The sequence below is a fragment of the Pseudomonas sp. 2725 genome, assembly GCF_050434585.1.
Taxonomy (GTDB): domain Bacteria; phylum Pseudomonadota; class Gammaproteobacteria; order Pseudomonadales; family Pseudomonadaceae; genus Aquipseudomonas; species Aquipseudomonas jessenii.
Genome location: NZ_JBNDIV010000001.1, coordinates 559,634 through 575,952 on the forward strand (window position 1 = coordinate 559,634; position 16,319 = coordinate 575,952).

Below are 16,319 nucleotides of genomic sequence, written 5' to 3' on the forward strand. Positions count from 1 at the left end.
GTCATAGACTTTGTGCGTTAGGAGGACAACTGGCAAATCTTAAAGCAACTGGCGACTAACGGATTCTTTGGTGGCGGCCATCGCCTTCGCCACGCCGACCTGATAGTTGGGTCAACACGTGATGAAGTCAGTAGTGGTACTGGACCCCAAAGAACCATTTGCGAACGCTAGCCGCGAGATTTAGCCGATCTGTTGCATCGACCGATTGAATCCGCACTTATAACAAGACAGTGCCCAGTGCCACTTGTACAGGCTTGCTCCGACTTGATGATTCAAAGTCGTGACTCAAGCTGCGCCGATGGGTATCAATTTCGAAATGACAGGCCAAATTCAATCCGACTAGCTGCCCATAGAAATTTTACGCAAAGTTTACGGGTTGTTGAGGTTGGGCATCCGATACTGCGCGATGAAAATTTGGAACGCTACAGTTATGTCCCTCGCAGCAATTCGGCTTATCGGCTTCGTCTTGGGCATTTTTCTGATCACGCTGGCCTTCAGCATGGCTATTCCCATGATCACACTGGTGGCCTATGAGCGTAGCGACGATCTGTCGGCCTTTCTCTGGTCGAGTTTGATTACCTTCATCTGCGGCCTCCTGTTGGTCGTGCGGGGGCGCCCGGATACTGGCCAGCTTCGCCCAAGGGATATGTACCTGCTGACTACTGGCAGTTGGGTCGTTGTGTGCACCTTCGCAGCGTTACCAATGGTGCTTATCAGCCACATCAGTTACACCGACGCCTTCTTTGAAACAATGTCCGGTATAACAACCACTGGCTCAACTGTCCTGAGTGGTTTGGATACTGCTTCACCAGGATTGTTGATGTGGCGATCAATGCTTCACTGGCTAGGTGGTATCGGCTTCATCGGTATGGCTGTAGCGATCCTTCCATTGCTGCGAGTAGGTGGTATGCGCCTTTTCCAAACAGAGTCCTCAGACTGGTCGGAGAAAGTGACACCGCGCTCCCATATTGCAGCCAAGTACATCCTTTTGCTTTATCTGGGACTTACTGGAGCCGGAGCTCTGGCGCTCTGGATCGCCGGCATGACACCATTTGAAGCAGTCAATCATGCAATGTCCTTGATCTCTACTGGGGGATTCTCGACTTCGGACGCCTCACTTGGGCATTGGACGCAACCCACGATTCACTGGGTGGCGGTGATTATCATGATTCTGGGTAGCCTACCTTTTACGTTGTATGTCGCGACATTACGCGGCCACCGCCGGGCGCTACTCAAGGATCACCAAGTACGAGGATTTGTTGGCTTCTTGATTCTTACTTGGTTCGCAGTGGGTACGTGGTTGTGTTTTCACAGCGATTACGGATGGTGGGATGCGTTTCGTATCGTGGCGGTCAATGTGACCTCGGTCGTCACGACCACGGGAGTTGCGGTTGGTGATTACACTCTGTGGGGCAGCTTTGCCGTTTTGCTCTTTTTCTACCTGACCTTCGTCGGAGGGTGCTCTGGCTCAACGGCGGGTGGTCTTAAAATTTTCCGCTTTCAGGTGGCCGCCGCCTTGCTCGTGAGTAGCTTGAAGCAACTGATCCACCCCCGAGCAGTGATTCAAAAAAAGTACAACGGGCATCCCATTGATGAGGAGATTTTGCGCTCGCTTTTGACCTTCTCATTTTTCTTCACGATCACTATCGCAGTTCTAGCCTTGGGGTTGGCTTTGATCGGCCTTGATTGGACGACTGCACTGAGTGGGGCAGCTACAGCGGTGTGCAATGTTGGCCCTGGACTAGGAACGATCATTGGACCGGCAGGCAATTTTGCTTCGTTACCAGATGCTGCAAAGTGGTTGCTGACGGTTGGCATGCTCCTTGGCAGGCTAGAAATACTGACGGTACTGGTGATCGTAACGCCAGTCTTTTGGAGGTATTGATCTACTTTTTTCAGTCGCTAGCAGGGCGTCTACTAGACCGAAGCAACCAGGCTTCGCAAAGCATCTGTGTCGATGTACCGTTTGCCTTAACCAAAGATATTGTTTTGTCCAGATTGTCGGGTTCTGCAGTCGTCCGGATGGTTTGCCTTGATACCGTGGTTATTGCTAGGCAAACTGGACAAAGACCAAAGGATTTGGTTCCCCTTCGACAAAAAGCCCGCCAAGTGTGGGCTTTTTGTTTTCTGGAAAATTGTTCAGTTCATGGCAAAAAATGCGTTCGTGAAATGTGAGGCTGAGGCAGAAAGTCAACTCATGCCCAGCCACTCAGGCAGCACCAGCGAAATCCAGGGCACATAGGTAATCAGCACTAGGAACAGCAGCAGGATCATCAGCCAAGGCATGGCGGCCCTTATGGTGGCGGGCAATGTCATACCGGTCACCGCCGAGGTGACGAACAGGTTCAGGCCCACCGGAGGGGTAATCAGACCGATTTCGAGGTTGACTACCATGATGATGCCGAGGTGAATCGGGTCGATACCCAGTTCCATGGCGATGGGGAAGAGGATCGGCGCCAGGATCAGGATGATGGCCGACGGCTCCATGAACGCGCCGGCAATCAGCAGCACAATGTTGACCACCAGCAGGAAGCTGACGGGTGTCAGGCCCGCGTCAATCACCCAGGCGGTAATCTGCTGCGGGAGCTGTTCGGTGGTCAACACATGGGCAAAAAGCATGGCGTTGGCGATGATGAACATCAGCATGATGCTCAGCTTGGCGGATTCCAGCAGGACTTTTGGTGTTTCACGAAACGTCAGGTCCTTGTAGACAAACAAGGCGATGAACGCCGAGTAAGCGGCCGCCACCGCCGCCGCCTCGGTCGGGGTGAACATCCCGGAATAGATGCCACCCAGAATGATGATCATCAGCAACAGGCCCCATATCGCCTGGCGCGCCGTACCCAGCAACTCCCGGAGTGATGCGCGTGGCAAGGCAGGTAGGTTTTTCTTAACAGCGACAATATAGATCGCCACCATCAGCGCTGTTCCCAACAACAGACCTGGCACCACACCGGCCATGAATAGCTTGCCGACGGAGGTTTCGGTGGCGGCGGCATAGACCACCATCACGATCGAAGGCGGGATCAGGATACCCAGCGTCCCCGCATTGCAGATGATCCCCGCGCCAAAGGCTTGCGGATAACCGGAGCGGACCATGCCGGCAATGGCGATTGAACCCACGGCAGCCACCGTCGCCGGACTGGAACCGGAGAGGGCGGCGAACAGCATGCAGGCCAGCACCGCAGCGATGGCCAGGCCGCCGCGAATATGCCCGACACAGGCATTGGCGAAGTCGATCAACCGGCGGGCAACGCCCCCGGTGGTCATGAACGCGCCGGCGAGCAGGAAAAACGGAATTGCCAGCAGCGTGTAATGCTCCGAGGTCTCGAACAGCTTGATCGCCAGCGAGCGCACCGAATCGGGACTGAAGAAAATGATGGTCAAGGAACCGGCCAGACCGAGGGAAATGGCGATGGGAACGCCGATGAACATCAGGACGAACAAGGCCACGAACAAGAAAGCAATGGTCATGACTTGTCATCCTCGTGTTCGGCGAGTTTCAACGCGTCAGCGGCTTCGTCGGCCAGGCCCAGGCCGGTCTGGCGGTTCTGCAGGATGCGCAGGAAAATTTCAGCGAAGCGGATGAAAATCAGGGCAAACCCCAAAGGAACGATCATCCCGATATGCCATTGCATGATGCCAAAGTGGCCTAGATCCTCGGCACCGATGCCTGCAATCATCAACGTCCGAATCCATTCGAAGCTGGCGACGCTGAGCAGTCCTGCATAGGCCAGGCAGCACAGGCAGGCCACAATACCAATGTACTTTTGCACCGATCGGCTGGTCAGCCTGACGAGTGCGTCAACACCTATATGCCCGGCCGTGCGCACGCCATAGGCCAGTCCGAAAAAGATCAGCCAGCCAAACAGGGCCTTGGTCAGGGCAGTGCTCCAGGTCATCGCTTGAGCCATCCCCATGATTTTATCGCCAATGGTGAACAGCGGGGCGCTTGCACCTGGCCAGCGATCGGCAAGCCAGTAGAAAAGGCTGTAGAAATTGTTGAGGATCACGTAAACGAATGTGATCAGGGTCATGGCGGTCAGTAGGAAGACGATAAAGCCCTCCTCGAAGTGTTCCCAGATTCGCCGAAGCGCGTTCATGGATGGCATCTCACGTCGAGTGACGACTGGCAGGCGCCGCGCCGGCAGCACCTGCCTTGCGATCATTGAGCCTTGTTGGCGGCTTCGGCGGCGGAGATCAGTTCAGGGCCGATATCGCCTTCGAATTTCTTCCATACCGGCTTCATCGCTTCTCGCCATTGCTCGCGTTCTTGCGGTGTCAGGATGATGATTTCAGTCGTTTTGGCTGCGATTATGCGTTGCTTGTCACTCTCATTGAGTTGCTCCGCCTCCTTGTTCACCTGAGCGGTGACTTCCACGACAATCTTGTCCAGTTCGCTGCGAACGTCTGGTGGCAAGCCGTTCCAGAACTTGGTGTTGGTGATCAGCATGTAATCCAGTACACCGTGGTTGGATTCAGTGATGTACTTCTGCACTTCATGCATTTTCTGGCTGTAGATATTCGAGTAAGGGTTCTCCGCACCGTTGACCACACCAGTCTGCAGCCCCTGATAAACCTCGGCAAAACTCATCTTGCGCGGATTGGCGCGCACCGCCTTGAACTGTTCTTCAAGCACGGCAGACGCCTGCACCCGGAACTTCAGGCCACGGGCATCGGCGGGGACACGCAGCGGCTTGTTGGCCGACAGTTGCTTCATCCCGTTGTGCCAGTAGGCCAGGCCGGTGATGTTTTTACTTTCCATGGACTTGAGCAGTCCCTGACCCTGCGGGCTCAACTGGAAGCGGTTGACAGCGGCGATGTCGTCAAACAGGAACGGCAGGTCGAACAGTTGGACGGTCTTCGTGTACTGCTCAAACTTAGCGAGCGAGGGCGCGATCAACTGCACATCTCCCAGCAACAGCGCTTCCATTTCCTTGCCATCACCAAATAGTGAGGAGTTGGGATAGACCTCGACCTTGACCTTGCCAGGCAAGCGTTCCTCTGCCAGTTTCTTGAACAGCAAGGCGCCTTGGCCTTTGGGTGTCTGTTCAGCGACCACGTGCGAGAACTTGATAATTATTGGGTCGGCGGCCATCGCGGTGCTCAGGGATCCGAGGACAAGGGTAAAGGCGAGTGTTTTGCATATTGACTTGAACATTGGTGGGGCCTCTTGTTTTTGTTATTCATATGGCTCGATGCATTGAGCACATTTTTAAGTCGGGACAGGAGCAAGTCTAGGCAGTAAATTGTCGTTTGGAGGGTAATAACCAAGAAGATGAATAGTCTTGCTGGGAGATGGTCAGATTGTTGCCACCGACGAATTTTTCACCCACATTCCGGAATTTCATTGACCTAGTTTCGAGCTCCGAACTCGTTGTTGAGTTTCGCCTTCAGACTGCTGGGTTGGGTCAGAATAGCGTCGGTGCCGGCATTGTCCGTTCTTGTCTCAAATTCATCCTTGTTCTCCCGTAACCCGTGTTTTGCTCTTCGTCAAAGTCAGGCTCAACAGTACCGAAATCAAGATGATGCCGCCGACCGTGGTCAGCGACCATTGGATCGGCATGTGCCACCACGGCGCGACCAGCATCTTGCCGCCGATGAACACCAGTACGATGGCCAGACCATATTTGAGCAAGTGGAAACGGTAGGCCATGTCGGCAAGCAGAAAATACAGTGCGCGCATGCCCATGATGGCGAAGATGTTGGAGGTGAACACGATGAAGGGGTCGGTGGTGACGGCGAAGATAGCCGGGATGCTGTCGACCGCGAACACCAGGTCGCTGGCCTCGACCAGTACCAGCACCGGGACATCGGTGTCGCCCAGCGCAGGCCGTTCTGGCGCACGAAGAAGCGCTCGCCGTGAAAACCGTCGGTGATGCGAAGATGGCTACGCAGCCAGCGCAGCAAAGGGTTCTTTTCGAGCTCTGGCTGCTGGTTGGCGAAGATCAGCATCTTGAAGCCGGTGATGACGAGGAAAGCGCCAAAGACGTAGAGCAGCCAGGCAAACTCCTGCACCAGCCAGACACCGGCGAAAATCATACCGGCGCGCATGATGATGATGATGATGATGATGATGATGATGATGATGGCGCCGAGCACGCCATAGAGCAGGACGCGGCGCTGCAACTCTGGCGGCACGGCGAAATAGCCGAAGATCATCACGAAAACGAACATGTTGTCGATCGACAGCGACTGCTCGATCAGGTAGCCCGTCAGGAATTCGAGCGTTGTACGCTGGGCCACTTCGGCGCCGAACATGCTGCGCAGATACCACCAGAGCAGGACGGAGAAGACCAACGCCAAACTGGCCCAGGCGATGACCCAGGCCAGCGCTTCGAGTACTGAAACACGATGCGCCTTGCGCCCGCCGAAGACGAAAAGATCCAGCGCCAGCATGGCGAGGACGAACCCGATAAAGGCGGCCCACATCCAAGATTGGCCGACGCTAATGGCGGTCATTTAACTATCCAAGGTTGGCCGATACTCATGTAGCGCCGCACGATCACCCGCCCCAATGCGGGCGGCGCCGTGACTTAAGCTGTAGGCCAGGCGCTTGCTGAAGTAATCGTGCAAACCCTCGGTTAGCTCGAAACCGCGGCATTGGATGGCCATCTGCATGACTGTCTCCGCATGGCGCAGCAATGGGCTGGAAGAGGTCATGCTAACGGGCATGTTGCATCAATAAAGATCGTTTATACGTTGCGAATTGTTCGTTTTTTACGAAGTATTGATTCAGATGCTCAACTACCGGTAATGGCATTAGTTCTGCTCCGTGGCCAAGGTGGGGGCATGGCACGCGCCGCCGAACAGTCGTACCTTACGCCGCAGACCTGTCGGTGCTGATGCGGTTTTGACTCAAACTGCCGACTTTAGCCGCCCTAAGGCGGTCTGTGAAGACACGCATAAGACCATCGATTACCGAGTATTCAGGTAGTTCAACGATTTCCGGCAGCCTGGGTCAAAACCGCATCAGCGCCAACAATCCCGCCTCCTACTCGATCGTGATGAAAAGGTCTGCTACACCCTTCGAAAGGTCTGGAAACTGATAAGCCGGTAATGCTGGCGTATATTGATAGTGTCAATCAAGGTAGTTGAGGCGATAAGAGATCATCAATGGTGGGACAAGCGAGAGTTCTGGGGGCGCTAGCGGATAACCCAGAACGTTTGGTGGTGCCACATGAGGCATGTATCAACGACTCTTTCTGATCGTAGGTCCAACTATGCGTAACTCGCCGGCGATGGAGCGGGCGAGTGAAATCGAGCAGTTGCTTCCACATAAGTGGCAGCTGGTTTAATCACGCAAGACGTGATGCCCGGACGCATACCTACTAAATGACCGATAGCGGTGCTAACGGAATGTTTGTTTACTTGGCCGGTCACCAGCCACTTACCACGGGTAGCTTTTGGCCGATCAGTGCCTGTCGCGAAGGGCCGCGTGCGACCCCAAACTTACATTCTGCCATTCTGCCATTCTGCCATTCTGCCATTCTGCCATTCCGCAGCTGGACCCGATCTATGCCGACTTCACCCAGCCGGTCGCGCACATGTTACGGCCCCGGGAAGGGTTATCCGAGGTTTCTCATGTCCGAACTCTCCGAATTCTACCAACTCGAAACGCACCTATCCAAACAGCTTCAAGCCGTCAAAGCGCTGAAAAGTGATGCGACTAAAACTGAATTTGAAATTAGGCCCGCGTTTTACTACCGAGGTATGGCTGAAGTCTTAAAAGTTGATCGGCCCGCTTGACCCGTACACCGGCCGTCGCGCCGGCAGTCCAGTCGAAATCGGGATCGCGCAAGCCTCTCGAGGTCAGGTCTACAAAAAATCGGAATCCAGCGAAGTCGTAGAACCAAGGATAACTGGAGAGCCACCATTGCTTGTATACGAATGGAGGGTAGGCAAAGCCGCGAAGGTTGGAGTGCTAGCACTAGTCCAGCCACCCTTACGGGTGCCCGACGCGACCCCGCCCATAACGTATGAACCGAGGATTGCATGGTCGTATAGACCCAAATATAACTCACTCAGGAGCCTCCTGAGTAACGGTTTCAGATTAGCCCGTATTACCGTTCTGTCGACAGCGAATTTGATTCAAAAAATATCACGCCCTGATTGGCAGGGTGTCTTTTTTGGGATTGGTAAGAGTTAACCCAAAGAGATAAAAAACTGGGCTTTTTATCTCCGTTACGCGAATACATAGACCAGTTTCTTGTTGACCGATTTTTAATGGAAGTTGCTCGACATCCAACTCGACTTCGGAGTCATGCTCCACACCGGGCCAGCCTTTGCTGCAGGCGCCTGGCGACAAGCCAGATTCCCACGCCGTCATGCGCCCATGTCTCCATACGGAGGCGCGGCGGTTTGCAAAACGAGAATCATGTCCAAGGCTCGGTGGCGAGCCAGATGAAGTCGATGTGAATCATTGCAGCAAGTCTCTCAGGAAAGCAGCTTACGCCGCTGCATTGTCTGCCGACCAACTCACAACAACTTCACCTTTTGAATGCGGTACTTTGGTTCAATTCGGGGTAGGTGGAGCTTGCTGCACCGTCGTCGTCGGTGCTGCCCTTGCTTGGATGAAAGCGTTTGAATGTCAGAGTTTTCTGCGCATGTACCCAGAGTCACTTATGAACGAGATCAGCGTGAGGTTGTAGGTTATGGCGACCTTGGGGTGGCAGTGTCAGGCTGGGCGCACTCGGCAATGACCTGGGTCTTGAACGACTCGGATAGGAACGGCGTTCTGGTGGCATGGGCGTCCGATTTAAAGTTGTAAAAAATGGTGTCCACGTAATTTGAGGTGGACACCATCGCCTCAAGCGACGGCGTCAGAGACGGTATGTTGTAATGCCGATTATAGAGTTTGTAGGGGAGTGGCAGGTGTAACAATGCCTCGCCCTTTACTCTGCTGTCAGCAAAATAAAAGGCTAAGGCAAAGGGTATAACAAGGAATCAATAGAGTTACACCTATAATGCTTTCTGTACCTGAGTTCATTCGCTGTTTTCCTCTGGCTGCTCGCGCTTGGGTAATCGCCGTATCCAAACCCAACTCAGGCCTAATACTGCAGCAACACTGGAAGCGCATAACACGCTCAATTTTGAGGCGGCTAGCAGGGCCGCATCGTCAAATGCAAGCGACGCAATGAAGATTGACATGGTAAAGCCAATTCCCGCGAGTAGGCCAACGAGGACTATCCCAAACCAGCTTACTCCGGTAGGGAGTTCGCACCATTTGAATTTGACGAGTAGATAGGAGGCAAAAATCACGCCTAATGGCTTGCCTACAACCAACGCCAACATCACCGCTATAAATACCTGCTGGGATAGTGCGTTTGCGAGGTCGGCGCCTGTGAAGCTCACACCAGCGTTAGCTAAGGCGAAAAGCGGCATAATGCCGAATGCGACCCATGGGTGAAGTGTCGCTTGAATACGCTGCACCGGGGAAAGCATCTCCCTCTGAGCTTGAAGTATTTCCTTCAAAGGCTTAGTAACTGACTGATCTGGAGTGCCATTTGAGGAAAATCTGTCTAATAATTCATGAAAATTTCTCTGAATAATATCTAACGGTCGTTCCGTCATTGGCATTGAGCGCACTGGACTTAATAGCCCGAGCAGCACGCCAGCCAATGTCGGATGCACACCCGTTTTAAGCAATCCGTACCAGATGATCGCGCCAGGTAATACATAGGGAGCCATCTTGCCAACCCCCATCCGCTGGAACATCAGAATCATCAGCATACCGCCCGAGGCGATTGCTATCCCCATGTAGTCCAAGTTAGAAGTATAGAATACCGCAATTATCAGAATAGCCACGATGTCATCAATGATCGCTAATGCTAGCAGTAATACCCTTACGCCTCCGGGTATTGACTTACCTAGCAATGCAAGTACACCTACAGCAAATGCGATATCTGTTGCAGTTGGCACAGCCCAGCCGTCACTGGCTTCTGTACCATGGTTGATCGCGATGTACATCAACGCCGGAACCAACACTCCGCCCAGTGCTGCCCCCATTGGGAGCAAAGCCATTTTAAGGCTCGCCAAGGCCCCATCATGGATTTCATGACGTATCTCCGCACCGACGACTAAAAAAAATATCGTCATCAACCCATCATTCACAAAAAAATGAAGGGACTGGGATACGGTGGCATCACCAAAACTAATGATGATTTTGGTATGCCAAAGGTGTTCGTAGCTCCCAGTAAAAGAACTGTTTGCCCAAGCTAAGGCCGCAATAGCTGCTATTAGAAGAGCAATCCCGCTGACGGCTTCAATGTGCGAAAAACGTTCAAGAGCAGCAAGTGCTTTTTCGGTGAGCACTTGAGGGCGGGGGATAGACGGAGAAGAGGGATTATTTTCGGGCACTGAAGTTCTCCGATGGCGGCCCGACCAACGCGTAAGATTAACCTGCCCTGCGCTATATACAGCAGGGCACCCTATGTGATGGTATGAATGTATGGGCCTCGGCGCAAATTGTTTGCGCTAATGCCTAGGTGAGTCGTCAGCAGCTAAGCTACTCCATCTCCTATGTCACCCTGCGAATCGCAGGACGCCCATGTTCTGTGGGGCAACGTAGGTACAGCCGCCCTGAACGTGGAACTAGGTAATCATTTCTTCCACGTTTTCTGGCCCGTAGAGCGTGTGCCCCACTTGCATGGCGCTGCGTCGGGCCGAGAGTGCGGACTGGCCCCCTTCGCTCTTTTGCAGAAAAGCCCCGACGGTTACCAGAAAGGCCGTCAGGTCAAACATGCTAAGGAGCTCGACCCCTTGGATCGGAAAGATCGCCATCACTGCGAATATGCCGATGATGAACACGATGATCAGCAGCGTCAGCCAAGGGAATAGCCACATGCGCACCTCAAGACGCTTTCCCAATGGCCACAGGCTTACGGCGCATGAACAGCAGAAGAAACGGCGATCACCAGGTACATAAGCAGCGCGAGCGCGCCGCTAGTAGCTAGCAGAAACTGGAACACTTGAAGCCTCACCACTGGTTGGTTTCATATAATAACTGTCTGCTTTTGACTGTGGGCAGTTCTCTACCGATCATGGTTGCGGAGCTTGAGGACCAAACCCAATGCATTCGGAGGACGGATGCCAGGATGGTGTATAAATAAGATATTTTGGTTTTTTTACCATTCACGTGTCGTAATCAGCAAAAAAATTCTAAATTTCTAGCTTTATGCGCAATTATGAGAGAATTCATAATTTAACTGGATGCGCGTCTGGGTTGGGTAATTGCACAGACTTGCCCACCCATTTGCATTCGACCTGACCAATCATAGGGTTGCAGTACTGCGCTGACAACGAACTGGTATTCAAGACCGTCCGTAATGACAGCTGAATTGTGTTAAGCACGAGTCAGCTGTCAAGAAATGGGCGATTTTCTTCTCGAATGGCGCGAGCAGCATCATCGTATAGAAACGGGAGAAACATATATCGACGACCTTGGGTTACAGGAGTGGCTTCGTGTAAAAGTGAACACGAAAACACCACAGCCCCTCCTGTTGGCGCGCTGTAAAGCACTTTTCCAAACTCTGGAAAATGTAGAAAACCGCCTTCGTACTCTCCCGAATTAAGAAACAAGGAAACGGCGAAACGGCGATGCGCTGTGCCCTTTGTGGTGTTATCCCTATGGGGCCGGAAATGCCCACCTTCCTCGCTGTTATAGCAGGCCACCAGATATCGTTCCATTCGAGTGGCGTAGAACTGGAACGCTTTGTGTAGCTCTGGAATCAGGCGGTTAGCTATACGCAACGAACATGCTTTGGATAGCGCCTTGTCTTCAATAAAACAGTCACGACGTCTTTTGTGGCTATGGTCGGTGATTTGGACAGTTTTACCCGACTGCTCCACCATAAATCCAGACTCCTCTCCGCCACGTTCGTCGTAATAACTTATCAGTGTTTTACACAGCGAGGGCTCAAATATACGGGGAATCACCAAGACTGGTGCGTGTGGAGTGGCGATATGTTGCGGAGCCAGTGCGGGCAATCTATCCAGATAGCGCATTAACGAGGGTATATGGTTATCGACCGGTGTCTCTATCGGGACGATGGCCAAGACACGTAGCGCTGGATCCAGCACATAGGTCATTTGCCTGATGCTGCCGTCTAGCTGCAACGTACCGTAGAGCTTACTAACTGACCGATCGAAGTCCCAGATGAAGTGCACGCCAGGCATCGAGCTTTCTACCCGCTTCAGCTTTTCATCCTCTGGATCTACGGAAACACCTAAGAAGCAGACGTGATCGCCATTGAACCGCTGGCGATGGGCCCGAACACCTTCCAGAACTTTAATTGATGCAGGATCAGCTGCAGAACCAAAAAAAGAAAGCACTACATACCGACCGGCAATAGTGTCGAAACAAAAGCGCTCTCTTTGTTGAGTTCGGCAATAGAACCAAGGGGCAGGTTCACCGACTGAAAACGCTGTGGCGCGCATCACATCTCCTTGCCGGCGGTAGTGGATCGCTATCAGGAATAAAGCCAGGAAACTCATGCTGAGCACTGCCTCTTCCCCAAAAGTGCCACGTGTGAATTGGCTTACGGTGCCGTTCACTGCGATGCGATAGGAGGAAGAGCTCCAAGCATTCGAAGTTTTTAGGTAAGGCTAGTTCAGTCTTATTGAAACTGCCCATTGAATCGTCTCTAGTTTCCTAGAAGCCTCCATATGACCGTATATGGACTCCTCCTCGTTGCAAGCCTCCTTCGCTTTGGCGCCCGTGCCGACTGCACACGTATATTCGGCCTCTTACTGCGGCATCGTTTTGATGCAGGGCCATGATGGGCTATTCGCGCGTCGGCTCCCAATCGCTATACGTACTTTACGCACCTGGACGTTAAAGGGTTTTGCCGGCACCGGTTCGACCGGTTTGCCATTGCTCGGGTTGCTTCGCAATCGTGGTGTGTGGGGCTTCTCCCGGGATGAATGGGTCAGGCCGCTGCCCGATCCGGTTGGTAATCAGTGCCGTTGCGCAGCATCGCCCAAGCCATGCGTGCAGTTTGGTTGGCCAGTGCGATAGCGGCCACGTTGGGATGTGAGCGCTCGGCTAAACGGACAACCCACTGACTGAGTCGATCGTCTTTGGACTTGGCCGTGTGCAGTGCCGACCGCGCACCGTGGATCATCAGCGTTCGTAGATAAGCATCGCCACGTTTGCTGATGCCAAGCAGTCGATCCTTGCCGCCAGAGCTGTGTTGCTTTGGCGTCAGCCCTAGCGAGGCGGCCAGTTGTCGGCCGTTAGCAAACTGACTGGCATCACCGATGGCAGCAACAAGCGCAGTGGCAATCATCGGGCCGACGCCACGCAGCTGTTGCAAGCGGACGGCCGCTGGCTCACTTGCCGCGATCGCAGATATCTCACCATCGAGTTTGCTCACGCGCTCATCAAGTGCGCGCAGGTCATCCCACAAGCCATTCAGCAGATGACGAAAGTGTGCCGTCAATCCGTTATCGGCATCTTCTAGCCAGCACGGTATTGCACGACACAGTATCAGTAATTCCTTCGGCGCAACGAGGCCGTACTCGGCGATCAGCCCACGAATCTGATTGGCGTTGGCCGTCCGCTGTTCGACTAAGCCGGCCCGGATGCAATGCGTCGCCTGGATATCCTGTTGCTCGATGGTCTTGACGGCGACGAAGCGCATGCTGGGGCGGCTCATCGCCTCACAGATTGCTTCGGCATCGTTGGCGTCGTTCTTGTTGCGCTTGACGTACGGTTTGACGAACTGCGGCGCGATCAGCCTCACCTGAAAACCGCGTGCCTGTAGCTGCCGCGCCCAATGGTGCGCACCGCCACAACTTTTCATGCCGATCTCACAGCCGGGCTCGATCTTCTCCTGCACCGTTTGCAGCCAGCGATCGCGAGGTAAACGCTGCCGCCAGACTGGCTGCTCATGATGATCCACGCCGTGAATCTGAAACACGTTCTTGGCCAGGTCGACCCCAATGCGCATAAGCTTCATGTGTGGACTCCTTCTCACGGTTGACTGTGGTTCGCACCGTCAGTCTGGCACTCAAGATGCCGAGGTGAGGAGGAGTCCATCCCATTGCTTGATGATCCCGGCTGCAGCCGTCCCAAAAGGTAGATGATTATCTATCGCCATGAGTGTCTGTGAGGCCAATCAACCCTGGTCACCGCAGTACTCCGTGGTGTCGGCAATCACTGAGGCGCCCTAGTGGAGCAGAAGGCGATCGTTGGTCAGGCTACACTTAAAATGTAGACACAATCTTGTTATGATGCAGCCAATTCAGTTGTCATACGCTTTATCTCTTTTTCGAGATTTAAGCGTCTAGATAAGATGTGAAGTGTCTGCACTGCTGTATTTTATTTGTCATGAGTTTTTTCTATATTTGGTTTTTGCGGTGGCTAACTATCTTGGCTCGTTGCAAGTGGTGTGGATGTTTTAAGTAGGTCATTTTTTCATTGAAGTTATTTCTAAATTATTGGTCGGAACTTAAAGCCATGATGATAGATGAAAATACAGCTCAATTAAATAAGGCAGCAGAGCTTCGTCGTAAAAAGCTGCGTGGCAATGTCGGAAAGGCTGTTGTAGATTACGCGATGATCGAAGACGGCGATAAAGTTATGGTGTGCGTAAGTGGTGGCAAAGATTCCTTTGTAATGCTGGATGCGCTGCTACACCTCCAGCGCGTTGCGCAAATAAGGTTTAGCGTTGTGGCTGTAAATCTTGATCAGAAACAGCCTGGTTTTCCTGAGCATGTTTTGCCTGAGTTTTTTGAGAGTAAAGGGATTGATTATTATATAATCGACAAGGATACTTATTCGGTCGTCAAGCAAAAAGTTCCTGAAGGTAAAACAACCTGCTCTCTTTGTTCTAGGCTCAGAAGGGGTACGCTTTATAGTTTTGCTGAGGAAATAGGGGCTACTAAATTGGCGCTTGGGCATCATATGGATGATATGGTTGAGACCTTGTTTCTCAACATGTTTTTCCAAGCGCAGATGAAAGGGATGCCGCCTAAACTTCTCAGTGACGATAAGAGAAATATCGTTATTCGACCGCTCGCCTATTGCCGAGAAAAAGATGTAGCTAAGGTCGCTGCTGATAGCGCGTATCCGATCATTCCATGTAATCTCTGCGGCTCACAAGAGAATCTCCAAAGGAAAAAAATTAAATCGATGATTACGGAGTGGGACTCGGTAAATCCCGGGTGCGTGGAAAACATTTTTCACAGCTTACAAAGCGTAACCCCTTCCCAGATGGCCGATCGCAGTCTGTTCGACTTCGTAAATCTGTCTATTGACAGATCGGAAGGGCGGCCGCCCTACAAGTTTGAAGACGCAGCGGTTTCTTCTTCCCGCGTTGAAAACTGGATAAATGTCGTCCAGGTTTTGTAAAGGTTCAACGTCGTTTTGTGTGAGGAAAGGGAGGTTCTGGAGTTCGTGAAACCATGAAATTTACATTATCGACTTTTTTTGTAAAGAATGTTATTTGTAAAACTGATTGAAATTAGAGGGTTACGAGCATGAGTGTAATGTCTCTTGGGATATCCTTGAGCTATAAGGAAAAGACAGCTACACCATGCTCGATGTGCTGATGCACTTGCAGAAAGTCGCGCCGATCAAGTTCGAGATCGTGGCCGTGAACATGGACCAGAAGCAGCCGGGTTTCCCGGAGCACGTGCTGCCGGCCTACCTCAAGGATCTGGGGATCGAGTACCACATCGTCGAGAAAGACACTTACTCGGTGGTCAAGGAGCTGATCCCGGAAGGCAAGACCACCTGCTCGTTGTGCTCGCGCCTGCGTCGCGGCACGCTCTACACCTTCGCCGATGAAATCGGCGCGACCAAGATGGCCCTCGGTCACCATCGCGACGACATCGTCGAAACGTTCTTCCTGAACATGTTCTTCAACGGTTCGCTCAAGGCCATGCCACCGAAGCTGCGCGCCGACGATGGTCGTAATGTGGTGATCCGCCCGCTGGCCTACTGCAACGAAAAAGACATCCAGGCCTACTCGGACTTCAAGCAATTCCCGATCATTCCGTGCAACCTCTGCGGTTCCCAGGAGAACCTGCAGCGTCAGGTGGTCAAGGAAATGCTGCTGGACTGGGAACGCAAGACCCCGGGCCGTACCGAGAGCATTTTCCGTAGCCTGCAGAACGTGATCCCGTCCCAACTGGCGGATCGCAACCTGTTCGACTTCACCAGCCTCAAGATCGACGAAAGCGCCGCATCGCGCTTCGTCAACGTGGTCAACCTCTGACCACAACTACTGTGGGAGCGAGCCTGTGGTGAGGGGGCTTGTCGGAACGCCGCACCGCCCCGTTTGAGTGCGCAGCACTCACAAGATCTTTGGTAC

Annotated in this window: 10 protein-coding genes and 2 pseudogenes; 3 read left to right on the forward strand and 9 right to left on the reverse strand. The window is 52.9% G+C overall.

Annotated features, from left to right (window positions below):
• The first annotated feature begins 430 nt into the window (after nucleotides 1-430).
• The gene (locus ABIE16_RS02635; protein ID WP_429520518.1) at nucleotides 431-1,885 is read left to right on the forward strand and encodes a TrkH family potassium uptake protein; all 1,455 of its coding nucleotides are present in this window, start codon (nucleotides 431-433) and stop codon (nucleotides 1,883-1,885) included.
• Nucleotides 1,886-2,190: 305 nt separating this feature from the next.
• Here ABIE16_RS02635 and dctM read toward each other — a convergent pair whose 3' ends face one another.
• The 9 genes and pseudogenes from dctM to ABIE16_RS02680 all read right to left on the reverse strand — a co-directional run bounded on the left by dctM (nucleotide 2,191) and on the right by ABIE16_RS02680 (nucleotide 13,961).
• Nucleotides 2,191-3,474: a C4-dicarboxylate TRAP transporter large permease protein DctM gene (dctM, locus tag ABIE16_RS02640; RefSeq protein ID WP_429520519.1), complete on the reverse strand. Its 1,284-nt coding sequence runs from the start codon at nucleotides 3,472-3,474 to the stop codon at nucleotides 2,191-2,193.
• Nucleotides 3,471-4,103, reverse strand: coding sequence for a TRAP transporter small permease (locus tag ABIE16_RS02645; RefSeq protein WP_429520612.1), 633 nt, complete (start codon nucleotides 4,101-4,103; stop codon nucleotides 3,471-3,473). The genes dctM and ABIE16_RS02645 overlap by 4 nt, the downstream gene beginning before the upstream one ends.
• Nucleotides 4,104-4,165: 62 nt before the next feature.
• Nucleotides 4,166-5,098 (reverse strand): C4-dicarboxylate TRAP substrate-binding protein DctP, encoded by a 933-nt coding sequence (gene dctP, locus ABIE16_RS02650; RefSeq protein WP_429520520.1) that lies wholly within the window; start codon nucleotides 5,096-5,098, stop codon nucleotides 4,166-4,168.
• Between the two features lie 357 nt (nucleotides 5,099-5,455).
• Nucleotides 5,456-6,462: pseudogene (locus ABIE16_RS02655) on the reverse strand (TerC family protein).
• Nucleotides 6,463-8,101: 1,639 nt separating this feature from the next.
• The gene (locus ABIE16_RS02660; protein WP_429520521.1) at nucleotides 8,102-8,329 is read right to left on the reverse strand and encodes a hypothetical protein; all 228 of its coding nucleotides are present in this window, start codon (nucleotides 8,327-8,329) and stop codon (nucleotides 8,102-8,104) included.
• Between the two features lie 656 nt (nucleotides 8,330-8,985).
• On the reverse strand, nucleotides 8,986-10,359 hold the full coding sequence (nhaA, locus tag ABIE16_RS02665) for a Na+/H+ antiporter NhaA (RefSeq protein WP_429520522.1): 1,374 nt from the start codon (nucleotides 10,357-10,359) through the stop codon (nucleotides 8,986-8,988).
• 234 nt (nucleotides 10,360-10,593) lie between these two features.
• Complete coding sequence (locus ABIE16_RS02670) at nucleotides 10,594-10,845, reverse strand: hypothetical protein (protein WP_429520523.1); 252 nt, start codon at nucleotides 10,843-10,845, stop codon at nucleotides 10,594-10,596.
• Nucleotides 10,846-11,355: 510 nt separating this feature from the next.
• Complete coding sequence (locus ABIE16_RS02675; protein WP_429520613.1) at nucleotides 11,356-12,438, reverse strand: 2OG-Fe(II) oxygenase; 1,083 nt, start codon at nucleotides 12,436-12,438, stop codon at nucleotides 11,356-11,358.
• Between the two features lie 491 nt (nucleotides 12,439-12,929).
• Nucleotides 12,930-13,961: an IS110 family transposase gene (locus ABIE16_RS02680; RefSeq protein ID WP_429520524.1), complete on the reverse strand. Its 1,032-nt coding sequence runs from the start codon at nucleotides 13,959-13,961 to the stop codon at nucleotides 12,930-12,932.
• 500 nt (nucleotides 13,962-14,461) lie between these two features.
• Here ABIE16_RS02680 and ttcA (ABIE16_RS02685) point away from each other — a divergent pair, with 500 nt between their 5' ends.
• The gene (ttcA, locus tag ABIE16_RS02685) at nucleotides 14,462-15,355 is read left to right on the forward strand and encodes a tRNA 2-thiocytidine(32) synthetase TtcA (protein ID WP_429520525.1); all 894 of its coding nucleotides are present in this window, start codon (nucleotides 14,462-14,464) and stop codon (nucleotides 15,353-15,355) included.
• A 166-nt stretch (nucleotides 15,356-15,521) separates the two neighbouring features.
• Nucleotides 15,522-16,223 (forward strand): annotated as a pseudogene (gene ttcA, locus ABIE16_RS02690) (tRNA 2-thiocytidine(32) synthetase TtcA); the annotation flags it as partial.
• Nucleotides 16,224-16,319: the final 96 nt, after the last annotated feature.